The following is a 25,433-nucleotide window of genomic DNA, read 5'->3' on the forward strand; positions in this document are numbered from 1 at the left end:
GGCATCAAGCCCTGAACGATTGACGAGGCGACGATGAAACCTTTCCTGATCCTGCAACTGCGCCCTGAAACCGATGCCTCGGACGACGAGTTTCAGGCGTTTCTGTCAAAAGGCGGCTTATCCGAGGATCAGGTGCACCGTATCCGTCTGGATCAAGAGGATGTCCCCGCTGATCTGAACTTGTCCACCTATTCAGGCGTGATCGTTGGTGGCGGACCGGGCTGTGTGTCCGACGCGCCCGAGAAGAAATCCAAGGTCGAGGCCAAGATCGAGGCCGAGTGCCTGTCACTGATGCCGCAAATCACGTCGCGCGACATTCCGTTTCTGGGCTGCTGCTATGGTATCGGCATCTTAGGCCATCACCTTAAACCCGGGGCTGTGTCAAAAGAGCAGTTCGGAGAGCCCGTCAGCGCCAGCCCCTGTCGTCTAACCGATGACGGGCGCGCCGATCCGCTGTTGAAGGGTATTCCCGAGGCGTTCGAAGCTTTCGTAGGCCACAAAGAAGCGATGCAAGATCTACCGGAAGGTTGCGTACAGCTTGTTACATCCGCCCCCTGCCCTTTCCAGATGATCCGCTTCGGCCAGAACGTCTATGCCACCCAGTTCCACCCGGAAGCCGACGCAAACGGCTTTGAAACCCGGATCGGTATCTACAAACACCACGGCTATTTCCCGCCGGAGGAAGCAGACGCGCTGGTCGAAATGGTCCACGCCGCAGACGTGCATGCCCCCGCGCAAATCCTGCGAAACTTCGTGGAACGATATCGGGACAGCTAAGCCCCACCCAAGGGCAGATGCTACAGATATCATTAGGAAATTGGCGCACCCGAGAGGATTCGAACCTCTGGCCTCTGCCTTCGGAGGGCAGCGCTCTATCCAGCTGAGCTACGGGTGCCTAAGGCCGGGATATAGGCCATCGCCCTGCCCCCCGCAACATGAAACAGCGGCAAATCAGACCGGTACAAAAGAAAAGGGCCGCCGAACCGGCAGCCCTTCCCAAATTCTGGATCTCGGCGATTAACGCTTCGAGAACTGGAACGAACGACGTGCTTTGCGGCGGCCGAACTTCTTACGTTCAACAACACGCGAGTCACGGGTCAGGAAGCCAGCAGCTTTCAGTGCGCCACGCAGCGAGGGTTCGTAAAGCTGCAGAGCTTTCGAAATCCCGTGCTTAACAGCACCAGCTTGGCCCGACAGACCGCCGCCTTTAACGGTGGCAACCACGTCGAATTCGCCTTCAACACCAGCAACCTGTGCGGGCTGACGTACGATCAGCTGCAGCACGGGGCGTGCGAAGTACTTGTCCATTTCCTTGCCGTTGACGGTGACCTTGCCGGAACCCGGCTTGATCCACACGCGGGCAACAGCGTCTTTACGCTTGCCGGTGGCATAGGAGCGACCCAGCTCGTCACGGACGGGCTCACGGGGGGCAGCAACCTCAACAACAGCTTCGGTGCCTTCTGCGACGGTGTTCAGCTCGTCCAGCGATTTGATCTCTTCAGTCATGATCAGCCCTCACGTGTGTTTTTGGGGTTCATCGACTTGACGTCCAGCACTTCGGGGCTCTGGGCCTCGTGGGGGTGCTCGGCGCCGGCGTAGATGCGCAGGTTGGTCATCTGCTGACGGCTCAGTTTGCCGCCCGGCAGCATACGCTGCACAGCTTTGGTCAGCAGGCGCTCGGGGTGTGCACCCTCAAGGATCTGGCCAGCAGTGCGCGACTTGATGCCGCCCGGGTAACCGGTGTGCCAGTAGTGCACTTTGTCGGTGCGCTTCTTGCCGGTCATTTGTACTTTGTCCGCATTGATCACGATGACGTTGTCACCCATGTCCATGTGCGGCGTGAACGAGGCTTTGTGTTTGCCACGAAGACGCATAGCGATAATCGATGCAAGGCGACCAAGAACAACGCCTTCGGCGTCGATGATGATCCACTTTTTGTCGATATCTGCAGGCGTTGCAGAGAAGGTTTTCATTGATTCAGCCCTGATTGGGTTTCGGATGTGGTGGTTTTAGTGATTTTGAAGGCAGGGTCAAGCGCAGTCTTCATGTGAAAATCGTTACAAAACAATGCCTTACAATTACGGTATTATTTTACCCCACACAAATCGCCCCTTAGACGCTTAACGTATCGGTCGGATTGTCCAAAAGCGCGATCAGATCAGCCAGAACACTTCTAAACCGTTCAAGCGGCATTTGCCCGTTTACCGAAATTCGCACTGCCTGCGGAGACGGCCCACCCCGCAACGCGAAATCATCCCCGGGACGCACACGAATACCCTTGGTTTCAGCGACCTGACAGAAATTCGAAACCCGCCACCCCAAAGGCAACTTGAGCCAGAAAAAGGGCACGTCGTGGCTCCAACCCAGATCAAACCTCCCCAACATGTTCACCGCGACCTCGATATATTCTCGGTTACGCTGACGCATATCCTCCATCGCTTTAGGAAGCCGAGGATGCGCGAGCACCTGATAGAGGATCTCGGCCACCGGAGAAGAGATGCCGAAATAGTTTACGTCCACAACGCGTCGTAGCTTGCCTGACCAGTTCGCAGGCGTCACCACATACCCCGCCCGAAGCGCAGGAGAGATGGTCTTGGAAAATGAAGAGATGAACCAGGATTGCTCTGGCAGCAGCGCCCGATAACTTGGCGCAAGTGCCGGACCAAGGCGATAGCAATCGTCCTGTACAATGTGAAACCCAAGCTTGCGTGCAATCCGCACAACCTCGTGCCGGCGCGCTTCGCTTGTGACACGACAAGTTGGGTTATGGGCTTCGGGCATAGTGAAAAACACACTGGCGCTGCTGCTACGCGCCACATGTTCCAAGGCCTGCGGATCAACGCCTTCTTCATCCATCGGCACGGCGACGACTTTTGCGCCCAGCAGTTCAACCGCGCGGCGTAGTCCGGGATAGGAATGCTCTTCCACCATCACGACGCGCGGCCCTTCTGCCAACAGGGTCTGCATCGACAGCATGATTGCGTTCTGCCCCCCATTGGTGACTACGATTTCGTCAGCACTGAGCCCGTTTCTTTCTTGTTCTGGAATATGCGCCAGAAGCGCTTCCCGCAAATAGCTCTGAGATCCGTGGAAGGGGTAGCGTAATAGCAACGTGTCCGGCAGGTCAGCCGCGGCCCGGATGGCATCGCGAATGATGTCGACCTGTCCAACATCCGGCAGACGCGGCGCGAACAGGAAATCGGTTTCAGGCTCACTGTGCAGCGCATGCGCCTGATGCTTCATATAGCCGTCGCTTGGCACTGGTTTTGCCGTTGGCCGCGTGTTTAGGGGGCGTACAAAGGTACCGCGCCCAACCTCAGCCAACACCCAGCCTTCTTCACCCAGGATCGAATAGGCCCGCGCCACCGTCCCCGGCGTGATCTTCAAATCCCACGCCAGCTCGCGCACAGGCGGCAGCTTTTCGCCCTCGGGCAGATCGCCGGACGTGATGGCGGCCACCAGGCCATCCACCAAGCGGCGATATTTGGGGCCTTGGCCGCTCATGAGCTGTTCCGAGAAAATTGTACCCATAACAATATTCCAATTGTGTGGCTTAGATTCGCTTTGTATCAGTACAACATGGCATACACGCCCAATTGTATCAATACAATACCTGGAGTTAAAGATGGAACACGGAAAAACGTACCGGCATGACCGGCTCGCCTTTCTTGACACAAACAGCCCGCTGCCCGCCTTGGCAGAAGTCGCGCTTGTCGTCGCCGTGACCGTCACCAAATGGCGCATGAACCGCAATACGCGACGTGCGTTGGGGGATCTACCGGATCACCTGTACAAAGATATCGGCATCACCAAGACCGAAGCGCAGCTTGAGGCGGAAAAGTCCTTCTGGCGCGAGTGACGCTGAACCGAAACCTTTTCCTGGGCCGGGGCACTCCCCCGGCCATTTTTTTATTCCGGAACGCAGATCTCGCCGCGCAAAATTGCTTTTCCGGTGCGCCAAATCAGTCCAGCAACCACCAGAACCAACACAATTAGCAGAATAAATCCGATATTGTGATGCGTGCGCGAACCATCCAGCTGGGCAAAGCGGAAGGATGCGATCGACAGGGCAGCAATGGGGAAACTCAGCGCCCACCAGCTGAGCGCGAAGGGCAATTTGGCGAGACGTGGCACCTGCGCAACGACGAGCGCTGCAAAAATATAGCCCGAATAGATCAGCAGGCGCGCCACACCGTCGATGTCTCCGGTCATGCTGACATAAGCCAAAAACGCAACCGAAGGCGGGGCGATCAATATCACCATCGTGGGAAACAGGCGTGCCACGATGGGATCGTGAAAGATCAGGCGGTTCATCACCAGCGTCAGAAGGACGATCCAGAAGATCATGCCGCCAGAGAAGAACAGCCACGAGGTCTCAATGTACCCCATCCGCGCGCCCAGCACGGGTACAATCACGTTACCCACCGCTGGAATGAACCACGCGGGCGTCAGATGGCCCACCTGAAAGGACCGATGGCTGATCCAGCCCGAAATCACGGCGATGGTCAGCACGCCCTGCCCTGCAACACCCAACAGCCACACATACTCTGCCAACACGGCGTTATAGGGGAACACAGCCGTGGCCAACAGCAGAAGCGAGATCGAGATCGTCGGAAAGAACGCCAACTTGACCGGATGGTGCCATTCCTCGGCCACGGCGGCGGGGTGACGCAACGCTTTGGCGATATAAATCATGACAATCACGATCATCACCGCAGCACCAATCAAAAGCATCAGAGATGACGCGGGCTCGAGCATCGGCATCGCGGGGGCGCCTGCATGCAGGGCCAAGGTCAGGCCCATCAATCCCATCACGATGGCAAAGAAGGTGACCGGGAAATGGGCCAGGCGGCTGAACTCATCGGTGTTCGGATCGGGGGCTTGGGTCGTGTCAGACATGGGCGATATAATCCTCGCGCAACATATAGCAATTTTCTAATGTGGTGCGCCTTTCCCCTGCCCGGGTCAACCCCGTTCCGGCGGGATCGAGTAGGTCAAACTGGCGCGGGCCACAGGGCGGTCGCTGCCCTCGGAATAGATCAGCACGTCACCCACGGCCAGCACCTTGCCCAGCTTGTGGATGGTCGCATGTGCCAAAAGATCCGCACCGGAGGCCGGTTTGCGCATGAAATCAATCGAGCAATTGGTGGTCACAGCCAGCGCCTTCGGGCCAATCATAGCCAGCACAGCCAGGTAGATCGCCACATCCGCCAAGGCGAACATGCTGGGACCGGATACAGTGCCCCCGGGACGCAGATGCTTGTTGCTGATGCGCTTTCGAATAATGGCACGCATGGGCGCGACCTCGGCCACTTCGAAATCATCTGCAACCTGTGGGAACTCAGCCTGTAGGAACGCCTGCAACTCACGTTGCGTCATTTTCAATTGCATTGTTTCCCCCAAGTCACTTCACGCCTATCGTGGGCCCGACTTTGAGGGAGAACAAGATGGCAGACCCAATTCTGATCCGCGAGGACGCAGCGTCAGTTGCGAGATTGACGCTGAACAACCCCGGCGCGCTGAATGCGTTGTCGGACGCGATGCTGGCCGCGTTGAAATCCGAACTGGAGGCGCTGGCCGAAGATAGTTCGATCCGGGCGATTGTGATCGCGGGCGCGGGCAAGGTGTTCTGCGCAGGCCATGATCTGAAGGAAATGACTGCCGGACGTGCTGCCGAGGATGGCGGGCACGCCTATTTCAACGACCTGTTCACCCGCTGCGCCGAGGTGATGACCCTGATCCCGCGCCTGCCCCAACCTGTCATCGCCGAAATCCACGGCATCGCCACCGCCGCTGGCTGCCAGCTGGCTGCCACCTGCGACATGGCCGTCGCTGCTGAGGGTACGCGTTTTGGCGTAAACGGTGTGAATATTGGCCTCTTCTGCTCGACCCCGATGGTGGCCCTGTCCCGCAATGTGCCGCGCAAAGTGGCGTTCGAAATGCTGACCACGGGCGAGTTCATCGACGCCGCCCGCGCCCGCGAAGTTGGGTTGGTCAACCGCGTCGTACCGCATGATCAGCTTCGCGCTGCGACGGACGAACTGGCCGCAACCGTCGCCTCGAAATTGGGGGCCGCCGTGAAGATCGGAAAATCCGCTTTCTATGATCAAGCCCTGATGGACCTGGAAGAGGCCTATGCTTTCACCGGCGGCGTGATGGCCGAGAACATGATGCTGCGCGACACCGCCGAGGGCATTCAGGCCTTCATCGAAAAGCGCAAGCCGGACTGGTCGCAAAATGACTAGGGCTGAAACGGCTCCACTGTCACATCGCGCCCGTCAAAGCGCGCGATGTGGCCGGAAGGCAGGCTGATCCAGTCTCCTTCATCCTGATCCAACGGCTCGGACACGACAGCCCAGCCTTGCCGGCTCTCGGACCACCGATAATAGACAGACGGCGCATGTTGATCCGACGCACAACGCGCAGCCCACAGGGATGTGCCGTCTGACAGCGCTGCGGACAGGCGCAGATGCGGTGTGGTGCCAAATCGGTGCGACAAGTCCATAAGCGCGCGCGTTGCGTTCTCTAACGCATGTGGCACGGTTTCTCCGCGCTCAATCGCATCCATCATCAGAAGAAACAGAACCTCGCTGTCCGTGGCCCCCTGACGTTTATGATAAAGAGCATCGGGGATCAGCATATCCGCCTGCTTGCGAAACCCTTCGAACCCACCAATCTGGCCGTTATGCATGAAGCTCCATTGCTTGTAGGCAAATGGATGGCAGTTGTTGCGGCTGGTAGCCGATCCCGTTGAGGCGCGCACATGGGCCAGAAACAGGTGCGATTTCACCTGATGCGCGATGGCCCGCAGGTTCGGATCAGACCACGCGGGCAACACATCGCGATAGAGGCCGGGCTCGGCGCGGTGGTTATACCACGCCACCCCGAAACCATCGGCATTTATGGCCGTCTTGGCTTCTTCCGCTTCTTGACTTTGGTGGATCAACGAATGGCCGGGCTGGACCACGACCTCTTCCATAAAAATAGGTGCGCCCAGATAGGCTGCCCAACGGCACATGCTGCCCCCTTGCTTTCCAGTTCCACCCCAAGGGGTTATTGGCCCCGATTATGAGTCTTTGCGTAAAGTTGCGCGATGATGCGGCTACCGGTTTTTTCAAACGCGGCCGGAATGATCGCATGTATAAGGGCAGCGCCCGCCGCCAGAAAGAGCCAAAAGCTGAACGTGGCAGCAAATCGAGCATGCTGGAAATAGGTTTCGTCGACTGACTGCGGGTGCTCGATGAAAATGCGGTTGATCATGGTCTATCTCCTGTTGCGTGACACCATGATAGGCCTTGGGCCCGTGCAGAGTTCCCAATCTCAGGGCACATTCGATTGATTATGGGATATTTTCCCTCTATATTTAACTAATGAATGATATTGACACAATCGACCGCAAAATCCTGAGCGCTCTGCAACAGGACGCTGACCAAAGTCTCGAGGATCTCGGCGCAAAGGTGGGCCTGTCGCGCAATGCCTGCTGGCGGCGCGTACGCATCCTTCAGGAAAGCGGCATCATTCGCAAACGCGTCGCCCTTCTGGATCCGCAGAAACTGGGACTTGGCCTGTCCGTCTTCATTCAGGTCCGCACCTCGAACCACGACCCAGATTGGCTTGAAAAATTCGCGCGCGCGGTCAAACTAATGCCGGAAATCCTCGGCGCCTATCGCATGACCGGTGATCTGGATTACCTGATCCACGCGCGGGTGAACGACGTGCAGGACTATGACGCGCTCTATCAGCGCCTGATCGAGAAAGTAGACCTGAGCGATGTGTCCGCCAGTTTCGTGATGGAAGAGTTGAAGGAAACCACAGAACTGTCGCTTTAAGGCCAGACACGCGATTCAGGGCGACTTAGAACGGCCCTAACATCGAAAGTAAGCTATGCCCTACCTGATCCTCATCCTTGCCGTCATCGCCGAGACCATCGGGACCACTGCGCTACAGGCCAGCCAGCAATTCACACGGCTCGGTTCTTCGCTGACCGTGGTTGTTGCCTATGGGATCAGCTTCTTTCTGCTGGGTTGGGCGTTGAAATACATGGCCGTTGGTGTGGCTTATGCGATTTGGTCGGGGCTTGGGATCGTACTGATCGCGGGCATTGGCTATGCGCTTTTTGGTCAGAAACTGGACCTGCCCGCTCTTCTCGGCCTGTCGATGATCCTTGGCGGGATCCTAGTCATTCACCTGTTTTCGCAGTCCGCCCAGCACTGAACAGGCGAAATACCTGCACCCGCGCGCATTTCTTCTGGCAATCACGCCACAACCGGGCTATGCGCGCCCTAACTTATCCCTTTTCTTTCGAAGGTGGCCCTTATGGACCTGCGCAATATTGCGATCATCGCACACGTTGACCACGGCAAAACGACTCTTGTTGACGAGCTTCTGAAACAATCCGGTGCGTTCCGGGAAAACCAGGCCGTGGCCGAGCGCGCCATGGACAATGACGCGATCGAGCGCGAGCGTGGCATCACGATTTTCGCGAAGCCCACTTCGGTCGAATGGAAAAACACCCGCATCAACATCGTTGACACCCCCGGACACGCCGATTTCGGCGGCGAGGTTGAGCGCATCCTGTCGATGGTGGACGGTGTTGTTCTGCTGGTCGACGCCGCTGAAGGCCCGATGCCGCAGACCAAATTTGTGACCTCGAAAGCGCTGGCGCTGGGCCTGCGCCCGATCGTCGTTCTGAACAAAGTGGACAAGCCCGACGCCGAGCCCGACCGCGCGCTGGACGAATGCTTTGACCTGTTTGCCAACCTTGAAGCCAACGAAGATCAGCTGGACTTCCCGCATATGTATGCTTCGGGCCGTTCGGGTTGGGCTGATCACGAGCTGGATGGACCGCGCAAGGACCTGCACGCGCTGTTTGACCTGATCGTCAACCACGTCCCTGCCCCCAAGCAGATCGCACATCAGAGCGAAGATTTCCGCATGCTGGCCACCACGCTGGGTTCCGACCCGTTCGTGGGCCGCATCCTGACTGGTCGCGTTGAAAGCGGCACGCTGAAAGTGGGCGCAACCGTTCAGGCCCTCAGCCGTATCGGCCAAAAGATCGAACAGTTCCGCGTCACCAAGATCCGCGCCTTCCGCGGTCTGGAAGAGGCCGACATCGAAGAAGCGCAGGCCGGCGACATCGTCTCGATCGCGGGCATGTCAAAAGCCACCGTGGCCGACACGATTTGTGCACTGGCCGTGGACGAGCCACTTGACGCACAACCCATCGACCCGCCCACCATCACCGTAACCTTCGGCATCAACGACAGCCCTCTGGCAGGTCGTGACGGCAAGAAAGTTCAGTCGCGCGTTATCCGTGATCGCCTGATGAAAGAGGCAGAATCGAACGTCGCCATCAAGATCGCTGACACCCCCGGCGGCGAAGCCTTCGAGGTTTCGGGCCGCGGTGAACTTCAGATGGGTGTTCTGATCGAAAACATGCGCCGCGAAGGGTTCGAACTGTCGATCTCGCGCCCGCAGGTGATCATGCGTGAAGAAAACGGCCAGCGTGTCGAGCCGATCGAAGAAGTCACCATCGACGTGGATGACGATTACTCGGGCGCCGTGATCGAGAAACTGACCGGAGCCCGCAAAGGCGAGCTGGTCGAGATGCGCCCCGCAGGCGCTGGCAAAACCCGCATCATCGGCCACGTGCCGTCGCGCGGCCTGATCGGCTATCACGGCGAGTTCCTGACCGATACGCGCGGTACCGGCGTTCTGAACCGCGTGTTCCACGGCTGGGCGCCCCACAAAGGGTCGATCCCGGGTCGCCGTGCAGGCGTTCTGATCTCGATGGAGAACGGCCAGTCGGTCGCCTTCGCCCTGTGGAACCTAGAAGATCGCGGCAAGATGTTCATCGGCGCACAAGCGGATGTTTATCAAGGCATGATCATCGGCGAGCACTCGCGCGAAAACGATCTGGAAGTGAACCCGCTGAAAGGCAAGAAGCTGACCAACGTTCGCGCCTCGGGCACGGACGAAGCGGTTCGCCTGACCACACCCGTCACACTGTCGCTGGAAGAGGCCATCGCCTATATCAACGATGATGAACTGGTCGAGGTCACTCCAAATGCGATCCGCCTACGCAAACGCTATCTGGACCCGCATGAACGCAAGCGGATGGCGAAAGCTGCACAATAAAAAGGAAGGGGCCGAAAGGCCCCTTTTCTTTTTTGTCAATGCGTTAGCAAGTCTTACTCATCTGTCTCGACGATCAGCAATTCGCGCTCGGATGCATTGCGCGCATGGCTCAACGCCTCTTGGTATTCTGGCGAATGATAGCAGGTCTCGGCCGCCTCCACGCTGTCGAACTTCGCCACCACATTGCGCGGACGATCTTTGCCTTCAAGCTGTACATAACGCCCACCGCGGGCGATGAACTTTCCGCCATGTTTTGCGACAGCGGGCCCAGCCAGCTTGGCATATTTTCCATATGCCTCTTCATCCGTGACGGTAACATGAGCAATCCAAAGGGCGGGCATGAGGGGTCTCCTTAAAGAAAAAAAGCCGCGTACCGGGCAAACGATACGCGGCCTTTTTGTGTTTGGAAAGGGCAGTTTAGCCCGCGATTGCAGCCTCGGCGGCAGCGATGGCTTCCGCGGATTTCGATGCGTCCGCACCACCACCCTGTGCCAGCTCGGGACGGCCACCGCCACCCTTGCCGCCCAGCTCAGGCACAGCGGCCTTTACCAGATCGACAGCCGACAGCTTATCGGTCAGATCAGAGGTGACACCAGCGGCCACAGCCACCTTGCCGTCATTGTCCGAGATGATAAGAACTGCGCCGGACCCCAGCGCGTCTTTCTGTTCATTCACAAGCGCTTGCAGGTCTTTCCCCCCCACGCCGGAAATCGACATAGCAAGGAACTTCACACCGTTGATCTCTTTCGCTTCCGCGCCTGAACCAGCCGCTTTGGCCAGCTCGCGCTTCAGGTTCGAAATCTCGGCCTGCAGTGCCTTGCGTTCATCCATCAGACTTTTCACGCGGTCCACGACGTCTTCTGGCTTGGCTTTCAGCATGCCCTGAAGCTCGGACCCACGGGCCGCTTCGGCTTCGATATGTGCGACAGCGGCCTTACCCGTCAGGGCCTCGATCCGGCGAATACCCGCGGCGGACGCGCCTTCCGATAGGATCACGCAGATGCCAATGTCGCCGGTCTGTTTGACGTGTGTACCGCCACACAGTTCGAGCGAATAGGTCTCGCCATTCGCACCTTTGCCGGTTGCTGCATGCCCCATCGAGACCACACGAACCTCGTCGCCATATTTTTCGCCAAACAGCGCCTGCGCACCCATGTCACGCGCGTCATCCGGGGTCATGATCCGGGTTTCGACAGGCGTGTTCTGGCGGATATAGGTGTTCACTTCGCGCGCGATGTTGCCCAATTCCTGCGGGGTGACGGCCTTGTTGTGGCTGAAGTCAAAGCGCAGACGATCATCCGCATTCAACGAGCCACGCTGAGCAACATGTTCACCCAGCTCGTTGCGAAGCGCTTCGTGCAGCAGGTGCGTGGCCGAGTGGTTGGCGCGAATGGCGGTGCGGCGCAGGTGATCCACGGCCAATTCCGCGCCCTGCCCTTTGGTGATTTCACCTTCGTCGACTTTCGCCACGTGGATAAATACATCCGCCACCTTCTTGGTGTCGATCACATGAGCCGATCCGCTGTCAGTGCGGATCAGACCGGTGTCACCCACCTGACCACCGCTTTCAGCATAGAACGGGGTCTGGTTCACGACGATCTGCACTTCGTCACCAGCCTTTGCGCTGTCGACGGTCGCACCGTCCTGCACCAGAGCCAGGACCTGACCCTCGGCATGTTCAGTGTCATAGCCCAGGAACTCGGTCACACCATGCTGTTCAGCCAGATCAAACCAGATGGTTGCATCCGCCGCCTCGCCCGAACCGGACCAAGCTGCACGGGCGCGCGCTTTTTGCTCTTCCATGGCGGCATCGAAGCCGGGCTGATCCACGCCCAGACCCTTTTCACGCAGCGCATCCTGCGTCAGGTCCAGCGGGAAACCGTAGGTGTCATAAAGTTTGAACGCGGTTTCACCGGGCAGGTCTGCGCCTTCGGCCAGACCGGAGACTTCGTCGTCCAGCAGCTTCAGACCGCGATCCAGCGTCTTCTTGAAGCGGGTTTCTTCGTTCAGAAGCGTTTCCTCGATCATCATCTGACCGCGGCTGAGCTCCGGATAGGCCTGCCCCATCTGGGCCACCAGTTCCGGCACCAGGCGGTGCATGACCGGATCTTTCGCACCCAGCAGATGCGCATGACGCATGGCGCGGCGCATGATGCGGCGCAGCACATAGCCACGCCCTTCGTTGGACGGCATCACGCCATCCGCAATCAGAAACGAGGTCGAACGCAGGTGGTCCGCGATCACGCGGTGATGGACGTTCTTGTCGCCATAGGGGTCCACGCCCGTCGCATGGGCGGACGCCTCGATCAGCGATTTGAACAGATCAGTGTCATAGTTGTCATGGCTGCCCTGAAGCAATGCGCCGATGCGCTCCAGCCCCATGCCGGTGTCGATGGACTGCATGTCCAGATCAATCATCGAGCCGTCTTCGAACTGCTCGTTCTGCATGAACACGATGTTCCAAATCTCGATGAAACGGTCACCATCTTCTTCCGGGCTGCCGGGAGGGCCACCCCAGATGTGCTCGCCGTGGTCATAGAAAATCTCGGTGCAGGGACCGCACGGACCGGTCGGACCCATCTGCCAGAAGTTATCCGAGGTCGCGATACGGATGATCCGCTCTTCGGGCACCCCAAGCTTTTTCCAGATATCAAACGCCTCGTCATCCGTGTGATACACGGTGACGTAGAGCCTTTCTTTCGGGATGCCGAACTCTTTGGTGATCAGGTTCCAAGCGAATGGAATGGCTTCAGACTTGAAGTAGTCGCCGAAGCTGAAATTCCCCAGCATCTCGAAGAACGTGTGGTGACGCGCCGTGTAGCCCACATTGTCCAGATCGTTGTGCTTGCCGCCAGCCCGCACACATTTCTGCGCGGTCGTCGCACGTACATAATCGCGTTTTTCGACCCCGGTGAAGAGGTTCTTGAATTGCACCATGCCCGAGTTCACGAACATCAGCGTCGGGTCATTACGCGGCACCAGCGGAGAGCTATCCACGATCGTGTGCCCTTCGCGTTCAAAATAGTTCAGAAAAGTCGAACGGATATCGTTGAGGCTGGCCATTTTGTCTCGTCTCTTAAGCGCTGTCGGTTTCGTTTACCCTTGCGCGCGCGTGCTGTCCACAGCGTCTAGCGCCTCTGGCAGACTCAAAGAAAAAAGGACCGGCCGAGGCCAGTCCTTTGATCAAATTATCGGGTGATTTTACGCTTCAAGAAGCCCGTCATCATCCTCGTCCTTCTCGAACTCTGGCATTTCAAAATCCAGACCATGTGCGGCGCGGATCTTGTCTTCGATCTCTAGCGCTGTGCGCTTGTGTTCGCGCAGATAATTCTTGGCGTTTTCACGCCCCTGCCCGATGCGTTCGTCACCATAGCTGAACCAGGCGCCCGATTTCTCGACCACGCCGGCCTTCACGCCTAGGTCCAGAAGCTCGCCCATTTTCGAGATTCCTTCGCCATACATGATGTCGAACTCAACCTGCTTGAACGGCGGCGCCACTTTGTTCTTCACGACCTTCACGCGGGTGGCGTTGCCGACCACTTCGTCACGGTCTTTGATCGCGCCGATGCGGCGGATATCCAGACGGACCGAACTGTAGAATTTCAGCGCATTGCCGCCGGTGGTGGTTTCCGGGCTGCCAAACATCACGCCGATTTTCATCCGGATCTGGTTGATGAAGATCACCATACAATTCGAGCGCGCGATCGACGAAGTCAGTTTGCGCATGGCCTGGCTCATCAAACGAGCCTGAACGCCCACATTGCTGTCGCCCATATCGCCTTCCAGTTCGGATTTTGGCGTCAATGCCGCAACCGAGTCGATCACGATCATATTCACCGCGCCCGAGCGCACCAGCGTGTCCACGATTTCAAGCGCCTGTTCACCGGTATCCGGCTGCGAAATCAGAAGCTCGTCCAAGTCTACACCCAGCTTCCTTGCATAAAGCGGGTCCAGCGCATGTTCCGCGTCAACGAAAGCGCAAACGCCGCCCTTTTTCTGCTCTTCCGCAACGCAATGCAGCGTCAAAGTGGTTTTGCCCGAGCTTTCCGGGCCATAGATTTCGACAATACGGCCTTTGGGCAGACCGCCAATTCCAAGGGCAATGTCCAGCCCCAACGACCCGGTAGAGGTAGATTCAATCTCGGTCACCGGATTGTCCGCGCCAAGTTTCATGATCGAGCCCTTGCCGAACTGACGTTCGATCTGGGCCAGCGCGCTGTCGAGCGCCTTTTGCTTGTCGCTGTCTTTCTTCATCTGAAAAATATCCGCTGTTGCCATCTCTTGCCCTCACTTATTCCACACCCGCCTGCATGCGGCAATCACAGGATTGTTCCTATCTTGTTCTCTTTTTTCTGTATGAGTACAAAAACAGAACAATTCAAGTAAAGTTTTACTAATCTTCAAGGTAGAACCAAAGAGTGACCAAGTTCTTAACGCCGGTAAAATTTCTACCCCATACGGCAAGAGCAATCTAAATGCCATAAATACAGCGTGTTACGAGAGGACTTGTTGAGTTCAATGAGAATTCCGAACCAGACCCTAGTGGATCTGATTGTTTACTGTCGCAGTAAGATCCGTCAGCGAGAATGGCTTTGGCAGAAAGACCGAGTTCGGAATGCGGGCCTGATGGTCCGACACCGAATCCTCGGCATATCCTGACATGAAGACCACTTTCACCTCTGGACGGTCCTCGAGCGCCATCCCCACCCATGTCGGGCCATCCATCCCGGGCATGATCACATCCGTGACAAACACATCGACCCGCAGCGCGGTATCTTCGAGAACCTGCAACGCTTGTTTGGCGCAATCCGCTTCCAGAACGGTAAATCCGCGCATGCGAAGTGCACGAGATGCGAAGGCACGGACTGGGGCTTCATCTTCCACCAACAAGACTACACCACCGGTTTCGGCGTCTGCAGGCTCGGACGTGTGGGCCACCAGAGACGTCTCAAGGGACGGTTCCAAAGTACTGTCAGGCATGTCGAGTTTCAGGGCTTGATCTTCCGCATCCGCCTCAACGGCATCTTCCGGAAAGTCAATTTCCCGACAGACCGGGAAATACAGCGTGAAGGTCGCGCCCTGACCCGGAAGCGAGTCGACGAAGATATATCCGCCCATCTGCTTCACGATGCCATACGCCATGGACAACCCAAGCCCGGTTCCCTTGCCAGCCTTTTTGGTGGTGAAAAACGGCTCGAAAATCTTGCCAATCTTGTCGGCAGGAATACCGCTTCCCTGATCAATCACGCGGATCGCCACGTAATCCCCCGCGGGAACACTTGCACGATCGCGCTGCAAGGCGGTTTCCAAAAAGACATTGCGGGTTTCGACGCGGATCGTCCCCCCGTCCTGCATCGCATCGCGGGCGTTTACCACGAGGTTCATGATCACCTGATCTAGCTGCCTCCGGTCTGCACGAATGGGCATTAGCTCCGCATCATGATCCAGTTGGAGCGAAATCTTTTCGCCCACCAGACGGTTCAGAAGGTGCGTCAGATCCGCTAGCGACTCGGTTAACAGAAGCTTCTCAGGTCGCAAGGTCTGCTTGCGCGAAAACGCCAGAAGCTGCCGGACAAGAGCTGCGGCACGATTGGCGTTCTGAATGATCTGAGACAGGTCAGAATAGGCCGGGTCCTGCTCGTCCCGCCCCATCATCAAAAGATCACAATGCCCGGAAATCGCAGTCAACAAGTTGTTAAAATCATGCGCAACACCGCCCGCAAGCTGACCGATCGCCTCCATCTTCTGGCTTTGGACGAACTGGGCTTCCAGCGATTTCAGCTCGGTCGCATCCTGCAGCACAGCCACAAGGGCCGTGCTGTTTTCTTCGCTGATCTGCGCCAATGAAATCTGGATGAACACATCCTCATCTGTGCGCGTTGCACGGACAATTTCAGAGCGGCCAAGATGCCGTCCAGCATGGGCCTCGCGCAGCCATTCAGAGACCGGACGCCCCAGCCCTTCCACCTGGTCCGCCATCAGGGACCCGATCGCATCCTTATCCCCCAGCAAATCGCGAGCACGGCGATTGGCCATGGTGATGCGGCCACCGATATCGAGCTTCAACAGTGGAACGGGCAGCCCGTCGATAAAGGCCCATTCATCGGGCGACAGTTCGGGTGCCGAACTTGGCGGCAGCAGGTAGATCTCGCGCCGTCCTGCAGTCGTGGGAAGCTCGCACACCAAGGCCGGAACCGGCCCGTCGCGGCCAGACACCTGCATGATCGTGCCGGGCTGAATGGGAAACTCGGTGAAAATTCGATCCAGTGTGGTTTCACGCCCCCCCAACAGGTTTCGTGCAGCATCGTTCATGAACGTGATGGTTCCAGTTTTCGAGGCGGTCATCATCGGAAGACCGATGTGCTCGCCGGCACGCGCTCTTGCATCCCGTGAAGAGTACTGCACCAACCGCCAAAGGAACCCATTTTCTTCAACAAGGTGGATCTCGATGCGAATTCGCCCACGCGCCGTGTTGACCTCTTCCGTTGCTTTACCCAGCGCTTGCGCGCGGCCCTGCAACCCATAGAGCACCGAGGCCGGAGCGGCATAGAAATCCGCAAGCTGCATCGACAAAGCGGTGTCGGATTCACCCGCGACCAATTCCCGCGCTGCTGCGTTGCGATAGATCACTGTGCCATCATCATCTGTCAGGAAAGCCGCAGTTTTGTCGTTTTCGAACAGGCCTGACAAAGCAGACGCCAAACGTTGCCGGCGTAATTTCTGCGATAGGGCGAGTCCTCTGATAACCGCAGCCAAGCTGATGAAGGCCATCCCGGTCAAAGTCAGACCAAGCTTGACCTGAGGAGATGTAACCCACAAAGATGCCCCTAGAAACACGGCACCGATCACCATCAACAGCAAGGTTTTGGGGGCAAGTCGCAACGCAACAAGAGCAAACGGATGCGACGTAAATGCTAATGAGTGCACGATGGTTCCTTCTCAGAATTGTCCTCTTTTCTGAAAGAAGAGGGTTAATGTCCGATTAATGAAGGAAGGTATGCTACCTATGATTGTTATTTATTCGCCAGAATTGTGCTTAAGTTGTGACACATAAAATCCGTCGCCCCCGTCCAGCGGAGTAAATTGGCGCTCAGCCGTGATTTGGAAGGTATCACAATCATTTAGAAACGCCTGTAGCTGATCCTGATTTTCGCTTTTCAGGACCGAGCAAGTTGCATAGGCCATCTGTCCATCCGGCGTCAGATAGGACGGCATCGCGCGCAGAATATCCCGCTGCGCAGACTGGATGCTGGTCAACTTTTCAGGCGTCAAAAGCCACTTCCCATGCGGCGCACGTCGCCACGACCCACTGCCTGAACACGGGGCGTCTGCCAGCACCAGATCGAAGCGCTCCAGCGCCTTCAAATCGCTGTGACGGGCACGTTTGATCGAGACGCCGGCTCGTTCTGCACGTGCGGGGATATCTTTCATCCGCTCCCAAGACAGGTCATGTGCGGTGACATCCGCCCCTAGCGCGGCAAGGGCAAGTGCCTTGCCGCCGCCCCCTGCGCAATAGTCCAACACGCGCATTCCGGGCTGGATATTCAAGGCTTCGATCACCGCTTGTGATGCGGCATCCTGAAGCTCGACATAGCCCTCAAGAAAGGCGCGTGAGCTTTTGATTTTACGAGGGTTTTTGACGATCTCCAGCGCCGTAAGGGCCAATGCGGACGGCTGGGTTTCAATCCCTTCTTCCGCAAGGATCGCCGCTGCCCTGTCCCGGTCGCATTTCGCCAGATTGGCCCGAACGAACACAGGAGCCCGGCTGCGTAAACTTTTCAGCACGTCGTCGGCATCTGCGCCTAGGCTACGATCAAACTCGGGCAGCAGCCAGTCCGGGCAGTCCAAAGCCTGCGCGCGGGTCATCTCTGCCGAGACAGCCGCTTCAGCGTCACTCAACACAGCGGGTGCGTGGCCTTCCCCGTTGAACAACTCGGCCAGATCCGCACCTTGCCCTCGCAGAAGCCCGATCATGACCGCGCGCGCATCCGATCCGCCGCCAAGCGCCTGCGAGGACGCCAAACGGCGCACCGCGTCAAACACGTGATCGCGGATGGCGGCCCTGTCCTTCGAGCCTGCAAAGCGGTGGCCACGCGCCCAGCCGGTCAAGGCTTGCTCGACGGGCGTGCCGGACAGATAGCTGTCCAGCACCTCGATGGCAGCGGCGACGCGCGCGCCGGGTGTCATAGGCGGAACCCCAACGTCACCAGCTTAGCCGATCCGATAGTTCGGGCTTTCGCGGGTGATCTGAACGTCATGCACATGGCTTTCCTTCAGTCCCGCGCCGGTGATTTTCACGAACTGGCAGTTCTTGCGCATCTCGTCCACGGTCGCACAGCCAGTATAGCCCATGGCCGCCCGCAAACCGCCCACCAGCTGGTGGATCACAGTGCCTGCCGGGCCTTTATAAGGCACCTGACCTTCGATGCCTTCCGGCACCAGCTTGTCCGACGCGGCATCCTTCTGGAAGTAACGATCGGCCGAGCCACGGGCCATCGCGCCAAGCGATCCCATGCCGCGATAGGCTTTGAACGAACGCCCCTGATACAGGATCACCTCGCCCGGGCTTTCGTCGGTGCCCGCGATCATCGAGCCAACCATGGCGCAGCTTGCGCCCGCCGCGATGGCTTTGGCGAAATCGCCCGAGAACTTGATGCCACCGTCAGCGATCACCGGGATATCCCCGGCGGCCGCGGCACAGTCAGAAATTGCGGTCAGCTGCGGAACACCCACACCGGCCACCATCCGCGTGGTGCAGATCGAACCGGGGCCAATGCCCACTTTCACCGCATCCGCGCCAGCGTCGATCAGAGCGCGCGTAGCGTCACCGGTGGCGACGTTACCTGCGATCACCTGAACCGAGCTGGACAGCGCCTTCACGCGCTTTACCGCCTCGATCACGCCTGCCGAGTGGCCGTGCGCCGTATCAACGACCACAATGTCCACGCCCGCATCAATCAGCATCTCGGAACGTGCAAATCCGCTATCCCCGACCGAGCTTGCCGCAGCGACGCGCAGACGGCCCAGTTCGTCCTTACAGGCGGTTGGGTTCAACACGGCCTGTTCGGTGTCTTTCAGGGTCAGAAGCCCGGTCAGCTTGCCATTTGCATCCGTGACCAGAAGCTTCTCGATCCGGCGAGCCTTCATCAGGCTTTTCGCCTCTTCCAGCTCGGCGGGTTCCTGCAACATCGCCAGATTATCCGAGGTCATCATGACGCTGACGGGCGTATCATCTGAGTTTGCAAAGCGCATGTCACGGTTCGTCACGATTCCCACCACGCGACCCTCCGGGCCAACGACCGGGAAACCGGTGACACGATAGCGTTCCTGCAGCGCCTTGGCGTCTGCCAGCGTCTGATCTGCGGTCAGAGTAATCGGGTTATAGACAATCCCGCTCTCAAAGCGCTTCACGCGGCGCACCTGACGGGCTTGCTCTTCTGCGTCCAGGTTCTTGTGGATCACGCCCATGCCGCCAGCCTGCGCCATCGCAATGGCCATGCGGGCCTCGGTCACGGTGTCCATCGCCGAGCTCAAGAGCGGGATATTCAGCGCGATCGAGCGGGTCACATGGGTCGACGTATCCGCGGTCGAGGGCAGCACGTTGCTGGCTGCCGGGACCAGCAGAACATCATCAAAGGTAAGGGCCTCGCGAATCTCCATGAGCGTTCTCCTTGGGAGTTTTCGTTTGGCACGTCCCTATCTCATGGGTTGGGGCATTTGGAAAGGGGTGAGGTGACATTTCTGCCCCGAAAGGCCTTGTTTTCTCTCGGGACTGCGTTCCACGTTGATATCCGGGGTTTGACAAACCCATTGGCCCGTGAGCTTCTGGGGTGGAACAAATGTGAACGCTGCGAGGCTGTGATGGAACTCTCGACGCGCATTCAGGGCATTCTGGACGGAGGGGACGATGGCTGGGGTGTCTTTTACAAGGCCCGCGCGATGAAGGCGGCGGGTGTCGACGTGACCGAGCTGACCATCGGCGAACATGACATTCGCACAGATCCGGCGATCTTGGACGCTATGCATAAGGCAGCCGTCAGCGGACACACCGGATATGCTGACATTCCCGGCACGCCCGCGTTGCGCGATGCGGTGGCGAAGCGCGTGGAAGAGCAGACCCATGTGCCGACCACGCGCCGAAACGTGTTGATCACGCCCGGAGGTCAAGCAGCACTCTTTGCCGCCCATATGGCCGCCTGTGACGATGGAGACACGGCGCTCTTCATCGACCCCCATTACGCCACCTATCCCGGCTCGATCCGGTCCGTTGGCGCCAAGGCAGTGGCCGTCCCCGCGCGGTCTCGTGACGGGTTCCAACCTGATCTGGGCGCGGTGCGTCGCGCCGCAAGAGGGGCGAAAAGCCTGCTGATCAATACGCCCAACAACCCGACTGGCGTGATCTACACCGACGACACGCTGCATGGGTTGGCCGAAATCTGTCGCGACAAGGATCTGTGGCTGATCTCGGACGAAGTCTATGACAGTCAAGTCTGGCACAGTGCCCACCTATCCCCACGCGCCCTGCCCGGCATGGCCGAGCGCACCTTGGTCGTGGGGTCGATGTCGAAAAGCCATGCCATGACCGGTAGCCGACTTGGCTGGATCATCGGTCCCGAAGACGCCATCGCCCAACTTGCGACGCTGGCCATCAACACCAATTACAGCGTGGCTGGGTTCATTCAGGATGCAGCGCTTTTTCCCTGCGCCAAGGGCCGGGTTTCGAGGCAAAGATCGCCGCCCCGTTCCGTCGCCGCCGTGACGCGGCCACGCCGCTATTCTCGGGCCAAGAGACTGCGCGCCTGATCCCCTCGGACGGGGCCATGTATTTGATGGCAGACATCCGCGCCACCGGCCTGTCCGGCGAGGAATTTGCCCTGCGCCTGCTGGATGAAGAACATATCGCCGTTATGCCCGGCGAAAGCTTCGGACACGCCGCTGCAGGCCATGTCCGTATTGCCATGACCATCGACGACGCCCGGTTTCTGGACGCAGTCGAAGAACTGATCGAATTCGCGAATACTCTGACTGTAGGAGACACCCAATGACAGACACCAATCGCGGCACTGCCTTCCGCGCCCTGCACCAGAAGGGCAACCCGTTCATTCTGGCCAACGCCTGGGACATCGGCAGCGCCAAGATGCTCGCAGCCCTGGGGGCGGAAGCCATCGCAACGTCTTCCGCCGCGCATGCCTTTACGCTGGGCCGTCCGGATATGGGCCATGTGACCCGTGACGAGGCCTTGGCCCATGCGCAAGATCTGGTGGCCGCAGCAAACGTCCCGGTCTCTGGCGATTTCGAAAACGGCTTTGGAGACGACCCCGACACCTGTGCCGAGACCGTAAAGCTGGCGTACGAGGCCGGACTGGCGGGCATCTCGATCGAGGACACGGCATTGCCCGACGCGAAACCCTATGCCCGTGACAAGGCCATCGAGCGCATCCGGGCAGCGGCAGCCGCCGCCCGCGCCCTTCCCGGTGACTTCGTGCTGGTCGCCCGCGCGGACGGCGTGATGAACGGGCAATATAATCTGTCTGAAGCGATGGCGCGCCTGAAAGGATACGAGGAGGCCGGGGCGGATTGCCTCTACATCCCCCTACCCGGCACGATCGCCGATCAGGCGGCGATTTGCGCGTCGACCGATCTGCCGGTGAACGCTTTGGCGGCTGGCCCGTTCACGCACCACAGCCGCGAGGACTTTTCCAAGGCGGGCGTGGCGCGAATCTCACTGGGATCAGCGCTCGCCCGTGCGACGCATCGGGTAATCTTTGACGCAGCCCAAGGCATGTTCGAGGACGGGGATTTCAGCCTGTTGGGCAAGAGCATCTCGGGCGACAAGATCGACGCGTTGCTTTAAGCCGTGACGTCGAAGTCATAAATCCAGTCATAGCGCCGCATCAACGCCTGCGGCGCAAACCGCCCGACCAGCCGCATCGCCGTATGCCCCGCGTTACGCACCAGCGGATTGGCATAGTGATAGTTGCGCGCGTTCTTGTGTGCCTCGGCCACGATTTTGGCCGTGCGCGGGCGGCGCTTATCTTGATAGACCTCTGGCCCGCGCGCGACCCCGAACCGATCCAGACAATCGGCCAGCACCCATGCGTCCTCAAGCGCCATCACGGCCCCCTGCGCCATGAAGGGCAAGGTGGGGTGCGCCGCATCGCCCAACAAAACCGCCTGACCTTGATGCCAGTTTTCGGCCACGGGGTGCAGGAACAGCCCCCAGATATGCGCCTCTTCCACACGCTCTAGAAGCGCCATTGCGTCGTCACAAAAGCCACGGAACGCGGCCATCAGATTGGCCGGATCATCCTTGTGAAACCAACCTTCCGCGGCCCATGTGTCGCGCTCTTCCACGGCGACGATGTTGACGACGCTGCCTTCACGCAGTGGATAGGTCACCATGTGACGCCCCGGCCCCATGAACACGGTGGCCTCAGACTGTTCGCGCCCCGTGGCAGGCACCAGCGCGCGCCACGCCACTTGTCCTGTAAATTCCGGCGTGGCCGGACCATTCAGCGCCGCGCGCATCACGGAATGCAGCCCGTCTGCGCCAACCACGAACCCCATATTGACGGGATCTTGGCCGTCCAGCGTCACCTCGGTGCCATCCGCCCCCGGTTGCACCGCCTGAACCCGTTGTCCACATGTGACCGTAACGCCCGCATCCAGCGCGGCCTCGTACAGCAGCTTTTGAAGATCCGCGCGGTGATACAGCAAGAACGTGTCGTCGGGTTTCAGCTTGCGAAAATCCAGATCCAGCACGCCATGCCCCGAGACACCATCCCGCAACCAAACACCCTGCCCCCGGACCGCCTGCGCGCGCGCCTGTTTGCCCACCCCCAAGGCATCCAACACCCGAACGCCATTTGGGCTGATCTGAAACCCCGCCCCAACTTCGGTGATGGCGGGCGCCTGTTCCAGAACGGTCACTTTCGCACCGCGCTGGGCCAAGGCTGTCGCGGCTGCCAACCCGCCGATACCGGCCCCCAACACGGTGATTTGCTGATCCTTGATCATGCTCTCTTGGTCCCTGTTGCGCGTCTGCGTCATTGTGGAAGCCCTGCCCCCTTCAACGACAAAGGCGACGGTAAGCCCGCCGCCTTTGTGACATGGTTCTTTTTCCAAGGGTACGTGACAAATCGCGCCGTCCTCCAACCTACGCGCGCCACATGGCCCCGGATCAGTCGTCGCGGTGCACCTTCTCGCGGCGCTCGTGACGCTCCTGTGCCTCAAGGCTCAGCGTCGCAATCGGGCGCGCATCCAGACGCTTCAGCGAGATCGGCTCGCCTGTGTCTTCGCAATAGCCGTATTCACCGTCGTCGATCCGGCGCAGCGCCTGATCGATCTTGGAAACCAGTTTGCGTGCGCGGTCGCGGGTGCGCAATTCCAACGCGCGATCCGTCTCTTCCGAGGCGCGATCCGCGATGTCAGGAATGTTGCGCGTGCCGTCTTGCAGGCCTTCAATGGTGTGACGGCTTTCATCCAGAAGCTCGGCCTTCCAAGCTTCAAGTTTGCGCCGGAAGTACTCCAGCTGCCTGTCATTCATAAACGGTTCGTCTTCTGCTGGCCGATAATCGTCGGACAGGAATGCCTCGGCTTTCATACCAACTCCCTCTTCTACCGGATCGCGGTTCCTGGAGAACCTTTTCGCCAGTATGCGCCCGGTTTCTTCTGGCGCTGAGGTACACCCGATAACATGGAATGTCACGCCTGAAAAACTTAACCACTGAAAGCAATTCGGCACTTTCAACTAAGCTACTGATAGCGCATGACATCTCTTGTTCAGTATGCAGGCAGAATGGCCAAGGAATACGCAAATAAGAGATTCAATTTGGCGTCGTAGCGTCAAAGCGCCTTGGCCTTGCAAAAACGCACGTCGGCGTTTACCTCGTCACACATCGTACGCACCGGATGTAAGGAATGGGCATGACCAATCGCTTTGACGGAACCGACAGCTATGTGGCCACAGATGACCTGAAGATCGCCGTGAACGCGGCGGTCACTTTGGAACGTCCGCTTCTGGTAAAAGGTGAACCCGGCACCGGCAAGACCGAGCTTGCGCTTCAGGTCGCCAGCGCTTTGGGTGCGCGTATGATCGAGTGGAATATCAAATCCACCACCAAAGCGCAGCAGGGTCTTTACGAATACGACGCCGTTAGCCGTCTGCGTGACAGCCAGCTGGGCGACGAGCGCGTGCATGACGTCAAGAACTACATCAAGCGCGGCAAGCTTTGGGAAGCGTTCGAGGCCGACGAGCGTGTCGTCCTGCTGATCGACGAAATCGACAAGGCGGATATCGAGTTTCCGAACGATCTGCTGCAAGAGCTGGATAAGATGGAGTTCCACGTCTACGAGACCGGTGAGACCATCAAGGCCCGCCACCGTCCGATCATCATCATTACATCGAACAACGAAAAAGAGCTGCCCGACGCCTTCCTGCGTCGCTGTTTCTTCCACTATATCCGCTTCCCGGATGCCGAAACCATGTCGCGCATCGTCGAGGTGCACCACCCCGGCATCAAGGCGCGTCTGCTGACCGAAGCGCTGACGCAGTTCTATGAAATCCGCGAGCAGCCTGGGCTGAAGAAGAAGCCGTCGACCTCGGAGGTTCTGGACTGGCTGAAACTGCTTCTGGCCGAGGATATCGACCCGGCCGAACTGAAGCGTGACGGCGCAAGTGCCCTGCCCACGCTGCATGGGGCATTGTTGAAGAACGAACAGGATGTACACCTATTCGAACGCTTGGCCTTTATGGCGCGCGGCCAACGGCAATAACGGGCGTTTTTCGACGCGGTCTCAGTTGCGTTCTTCAAATCAGAGGACGCCTGTCGCCCTATCGGCTTCGGAAATGATTGCTATACAGTCACCTGTTTAATCAGCGTGCCCAAGTAGTCCCGCGTGTCCTGATCCCAGTCGGCCGGATCCTCGTCATGGGCGATCCGGGCGTGAAGCTCCATCAACTGCCAGACTTCCTGTTTGCTTTCGGCGACGACACTGGCCGGGCAGGCCTCCATCCCCTCACAGTCTCGGCAGGCATAGGCGTAAGCGTTGGTCATGTTCCCATCCTCCCCTCGCGCAGTATAGCACAGACACCCGCGCTTTTGATTCGGCAATCACGGCCCGCCTGGCCAGATTGACTTTGTGCTGACGAAGCTTCGCCCCACAACATATTGACAGGACGTGCTTTTCCATTGACCTATTCCACCACAAACGCGGGTTTTGCTTGGGATCGCGGATCAATCACCCCTATGCTTGGCTGATGCCTGGGGGGGCATAAAACGGTGTGTTTGTATTGT

General features: G+C 58.6%; 24 protein-coding genes, 1 tRNA gene and 1 pseudogene. 9 read left to right on the forward strand and 17 right to left on the reverse strand.

All coding sequences use genetic code 11. The features are described from left to right. Positions 1-33 precede the first annotated feature (33 nt). The gene (locus MWU53_RS05055; protein ID WP_247091093.1) at positions 34-777 is read left to right on the forward strand and encodes a glutamine amidotransferase; all 744 of its coding nucleotides are present in this window, start codon (positions 34-36) and stop codon (positions 775-777) included. A gap of 41 nt (positions 778-818) precedes the next feature. Here MWU53_RS05055 and MWU53_RS05060 read toward each other — a convergent pair. The 4 genes from MWU53_RS05060 to MWU53_RS05075 all read right to left on the reverse strand — a co-directional run bounded on the left by MWU53_RS05060 (position 819) and on the right by MWU53_RS05075 (position 3,504). Next, positions 819-895 (reverse strand) — tRNA-Arg (locus MWU53_RS05060). A gap of 122 nt (positions 896-1,017) precedes the next feature. Beyond that, positions 1,018-1,506 carry a 30S ribosomal protein S9 gene (gene rpsI / locus MWU53_RS05065; protein WP_247091095.1) on the reverse strand — a complete coding sequence of 163 codons (489 nt, stop codon included), beginning with the start codon at positions 1,504-1,506 and terminating at the stop codon, positions 1,018-1,020. A 2-nt stretch (positions 1,507-1,508) separates the two neighbouring features. Beyond that, a complete protein-coding gene (rplM, locus tag MWU53_RS05070) occupies positions 1,509-1,973 on the reverse strand; it encodes a 50S ribosomal protein L13 (RefSeq protein ID WP_163035792.1) in 465 nt (154 codons plus the stop codon). A 139-nt stretch (positions 1,974-2,112) separates the two neighbouring features. Further along, on the reverse strand, positions 2,113-3,504 hold the full coding sequence (locus tag MWU53_RS05075) for a PLP-dependent aminotransferase family protein (RefSeq protein ID WP_247091097.1): 1,392 nt from the start codon (positions 3,502-3,504) through the stop codon (positions 2,113-2,115). A gap of 121 nt (positions 3,505-3,625) precedes the next feature. On the opposite strand from MWU53_RS05075, the gene MWU53_RS05080 reads away from it, so the two are divergent. Continuing rightward, positions 3,626-3,859 (forward strand): DUF1127 domain-containing protein, encoded by a 234-nt coding sequence (locus MWU53_RS05080; protein WP_247091099.1) that lies wholly within the window; start codon positions 3,626-3,628, stop codon positions 3,857-3,859. Positions 3,860-3,909: 50 nt separating this feature from the next. On the opposite strand, the gene MWU53_RS05085 is transcribed toward MWU53_RS05080, so the two are convergent. Together MWU53_RS05085 and MWU53_RS05090 are read right to left on the reverse strand one after the other, a co-directional pair. Further along, positions 3,910-4,899 carry an SLAC1 anion channel family protein gene (locus MWU53_RS05085; RefSeq protein WP_247091100.1) on the reverse strand — a complete coding sequence of 330 codons (990 nt, stop codon included), beginning with the start codon at positions 4,897-4,899 and terminating at the stop codon, positions 3,910-3,912. Positions 4,900-4,965: 66 nt separating this feature from the next. Further along, the gene (locus MWU53_RS05090; protein WP_247091103.1) at positions 4,966-5,391 is read right to left on the reverse strand and encodes a PaaI family thioesterase; all 426 of its coding nucleotides are present in this window, start codon (positions 5,389-5,391) and stop codon (positions 4,966-4,968) included. 56 nt (positions 5,392-5,447) lie between these two features. On the opposite strand from MWU53_RS05090, the gene MWU53_RS05095 reads away from it, so the two are divergent. Next, positions 5,448-6,245 (forward strand): enoyl-CoA hydratase, encoded by a 798-nt coding sequence (locus MWU53_RS05095; RefSeq protein WP_247091105.1) that lies wholly within the window; start codon positions 5,448-5,450, stop codon positions 6,243-6,245. Here the strand turns inward: MWU53_RS05095 and MWU53_RS05100 are convergent. Both MWU53_RS05100 and MWU53_RS05105 read right to left on the reverse strand, forming a co-directional pair. Beyond that, complete coding sequence (locus MWU53_RS05100; RefSeq protein WP_247091107.1) at positions 6,242-7,018, reverse strand: class II glutamine amidotransferase; 777 nt, start codon at positions 7,016-7,018, stop codon at positions 6,242-6,244. The genes MWU53_RS05095 and MWU53_RS05100 overlap by 4 nt on opposite strands. Positions 7,019-7,053: 35 nt before the next feature. Further along, positions 7,054-7,260: a DUF6356 family protein gene (locus MWU53_RS05105; protein WP_247091109.1), complete on the reverse strand. Its 207-nt coding sequence runs from the start codon at positions 7,258-7,260 to the stop codon at positions 7,054-7,056. A 110-nt stretch (positions 7,261-7,370) separates the two neighbouring features. Here MWU53_RS05105 and MWU53_RS05110 point away from each other — a divergent pair, with 110 nt between their 5' ends. The 3 genes from MWU53_RS05110 (at position 7,371) to typA (ending at position 10,137) form a co-directional block, all read left to right on the forward strand. After that, positions 7,371-7,829: an Lrp/AsnC family transcriptional regulator gene (locus MWU53_RS05110; protein WP_247091111.1), complete on the forward strand. Its 459-nt coding sequence runs from the start codon at positions 7,371-7,373 to the stop codon at positions 7,827-7,829. Positions 7,830-7,884: 55 nt separating this feature from the next. Continuing rightward, positions 7,885-8,214 carry an SMR family transporter gene (locus MWU53_RS05115; protein ID WP_247091113.1) on the forward strand — a complete coding sequence of 110 codons (330 nt, stop codon included), beginning with the start codon at positions 7,885-7,887 and terminating at the stop codon, positions 8,212-8,214. A gap of 102 nt (positions 8,215-8,316) precedes the next feature. Then, the gene (gene typA / locus MWU53_RS05120) at positions 8,317-10,137 is read left to right on the forward strand and encodes a translational GTPase TypA (protein WP_247091115.1); all 1,821 of its coding nucleotides are present in this window, start codon (positions 8,317-8,319) and stop codon (positions 10,135-10,137) included. Positions 10,138-10,190: 53 nt separating this feature from the next. On the opposite strand, the gene MWU53_RS05125 is transcribed toward typA, so the two are convergent. The 6 genes from MWU53_RS05125 to guaB form a co-directional block, all read right to left on the reverse strand. Next, positions 10,191-10,478: a DUF1330 domain-containing protein gene (locus tag MWU53_RS05125; protein WP_247091117.1), complete on the reverse strand. Its 288-nt coding sequence runs from the start codon at positions 10,476-10,478 to the stop codon at positions 10,191-10,193. Between the two features lie 76 nt (positions 10,479-10,554). Further along, on the reverse strand, positions 10,555-13,200 hold the full coding sequence (gene alaS / locus MWU53_RS05130) for an alanine--tRNA ligase (protein ID WP_247091119.1): 2,646 nt from the start codon (positions 13,198-13,200) through the stop codon (positions 10,555-10,557). 138 nt (positions 13,201-13,338) lie between these two features. Beyond that, positions 13,339-14,415, reverse strand: coding sequence for a recombinase RecA (gene recA, locus MWU53_RS05135; protein WP_281501306.1), 1,077 nt, complete (start codon positions 14,413-14,415; stop codon positions 13,339-13,341). Positions 14,416-14,676: 261 nt separating this feature from the next. Then, positions 14,677-17,064, reverse strand: coding sequence for an ATP-binding protein (locus MWU53_RS05140; protein ID WP_247091121.1), 2,388 nt, complete (start codon positions 17,062-17,064; stop codon positions 14,677-14,679). Between the two features lie 90 nt (positions 17,065-17,154). Continuing rightward, the gene (locus MWU53_RS05145) at positions 17,155-18,324 is read right to left on the reverse strand and encodes an RsmB/NOP family class I SAM-dependent RNA methyltransferase (RefSeq protein ID WP_247091123.1); all 1,170 of its coding nucleotides are present in this window, start codon (positions 18,322-18,324) and stop codon (positions 17,155-17,157) included. A gap of 24 nt (positions 18,325-18,348) precedes the next feature. Then, positions 18,349-19,797, reverse strand: a complete 1,449-nt coding sequence (gene guaB, locus MWU53_RS05150) for an IMP dehydrogenase (RefSeq protein ID WP_247091126.1) — start codon at positions 19,795-19,797, stop codon at positions 18,349-18,351. A 201-nt stretch (positions 19,798-19,998) separates the two neighbouring features. On the opposite strand from guaB, the pseudogene MWU53_RS05155 reads away from it, so the two are divergent. Both MWU53_RS05155 and MWU53_RS05160 read left to right on the forward strand, forming a co-directional pair. Then, a pseudogene (locus tag MWU53_RS05155) lies at positions 19,999-21,182 on the forward strand (pyridoxal phosphate-dependent aminotransferase). Further along, a complete protein-coding gene (locus tag MWU53_RS05160) occupies positions 21,179-21,991 on the forward strand; it encodes an isocitrate lyase/phosphoenolpyruvate mutase family protein (protein ID WP_247091128.1) in 813 nt (270 codons plus the stop codon). Before MWU53_RS05155 ends, MWU53_RS05160 begins: the two are co-directional and overlap by 4 nt. Here MWU53_RS05160 and MWU53_RS05165 read toward each other — a convergent pair. Both MWU53_RS05165 and dksA read right to left on the reverse strand, forming a co-directional pair. Continuing rightward, positions 21,988-23,154, reverse strand: coding sequence for an FAD-dependent monooxygenase (locus MWU53_RS05165; RefSeq protein WP_247091131.1), 1,167 nt, complete (start codon positions 23,152-23,154; stop codon positions 21,988-21,990). The two genes, MWU53_RS05160 and MWU53_RS05165, sit on opposite strands and share 4 nt — an antisense overlap. Positions 23,155-23,317: 163 nt before the next feature. Continuing rightward, the gene (dksA, locus tag MWU53_RS05170; protein ID WP_247091133.1) at positions 23,318-23,740 is read right to left on the reverse strand and encodes an RNA polymerase-binding protein DksA; all 423 of its coding nucleotides are present in this window, start codon (positions 23,738-23,740) and stop codon (positions 23,318-23,320) included. A 323-nt stretch (positions 23,741-24,063) separates the two neighbouring features. Between dksA and MWU53_RS05175 the strand changes: the two genes are divergently transcribed. Continuing rightward, a complete protein-coding gene (locus tag MWU53_RS05175; RefSeq protein WP_247091135.1) occupies positions 24,064-24,912 on the forward strand; it encodes a MoxR family ATPase in 849 nt (282 codons plus the stop codon). A gap of 80 nt (positions 24,913-24,992) precedes the next feature. Here the strand turns inward: MWU53_RS05175 and MWU53_RS05180 are convergent, their stop codons facing one another. Next, on the reverse strand, positions 24,993-25,193 hold the full coding sequence (locus MWU53_RS05180) for a DUF1059 domain-containing protein (protein ID WP_247091137.1): 201 nt from the start codon (positions 25,191-25,193) through the stop codon (positions 24,993-24,995). Between the last annotated feature and the right edge of the window lie 240 nt (positions 25,194-25,433).

It is taken from the genome of Aliiroseovarius sp. S1123, from assembly GCF_023015885.1.
GTDB lineage: Bacteria > Pseudomonadota > Alphaproteobacteria > Rhodobacterales > Rhodobacteraceae > Aliiroseovarius.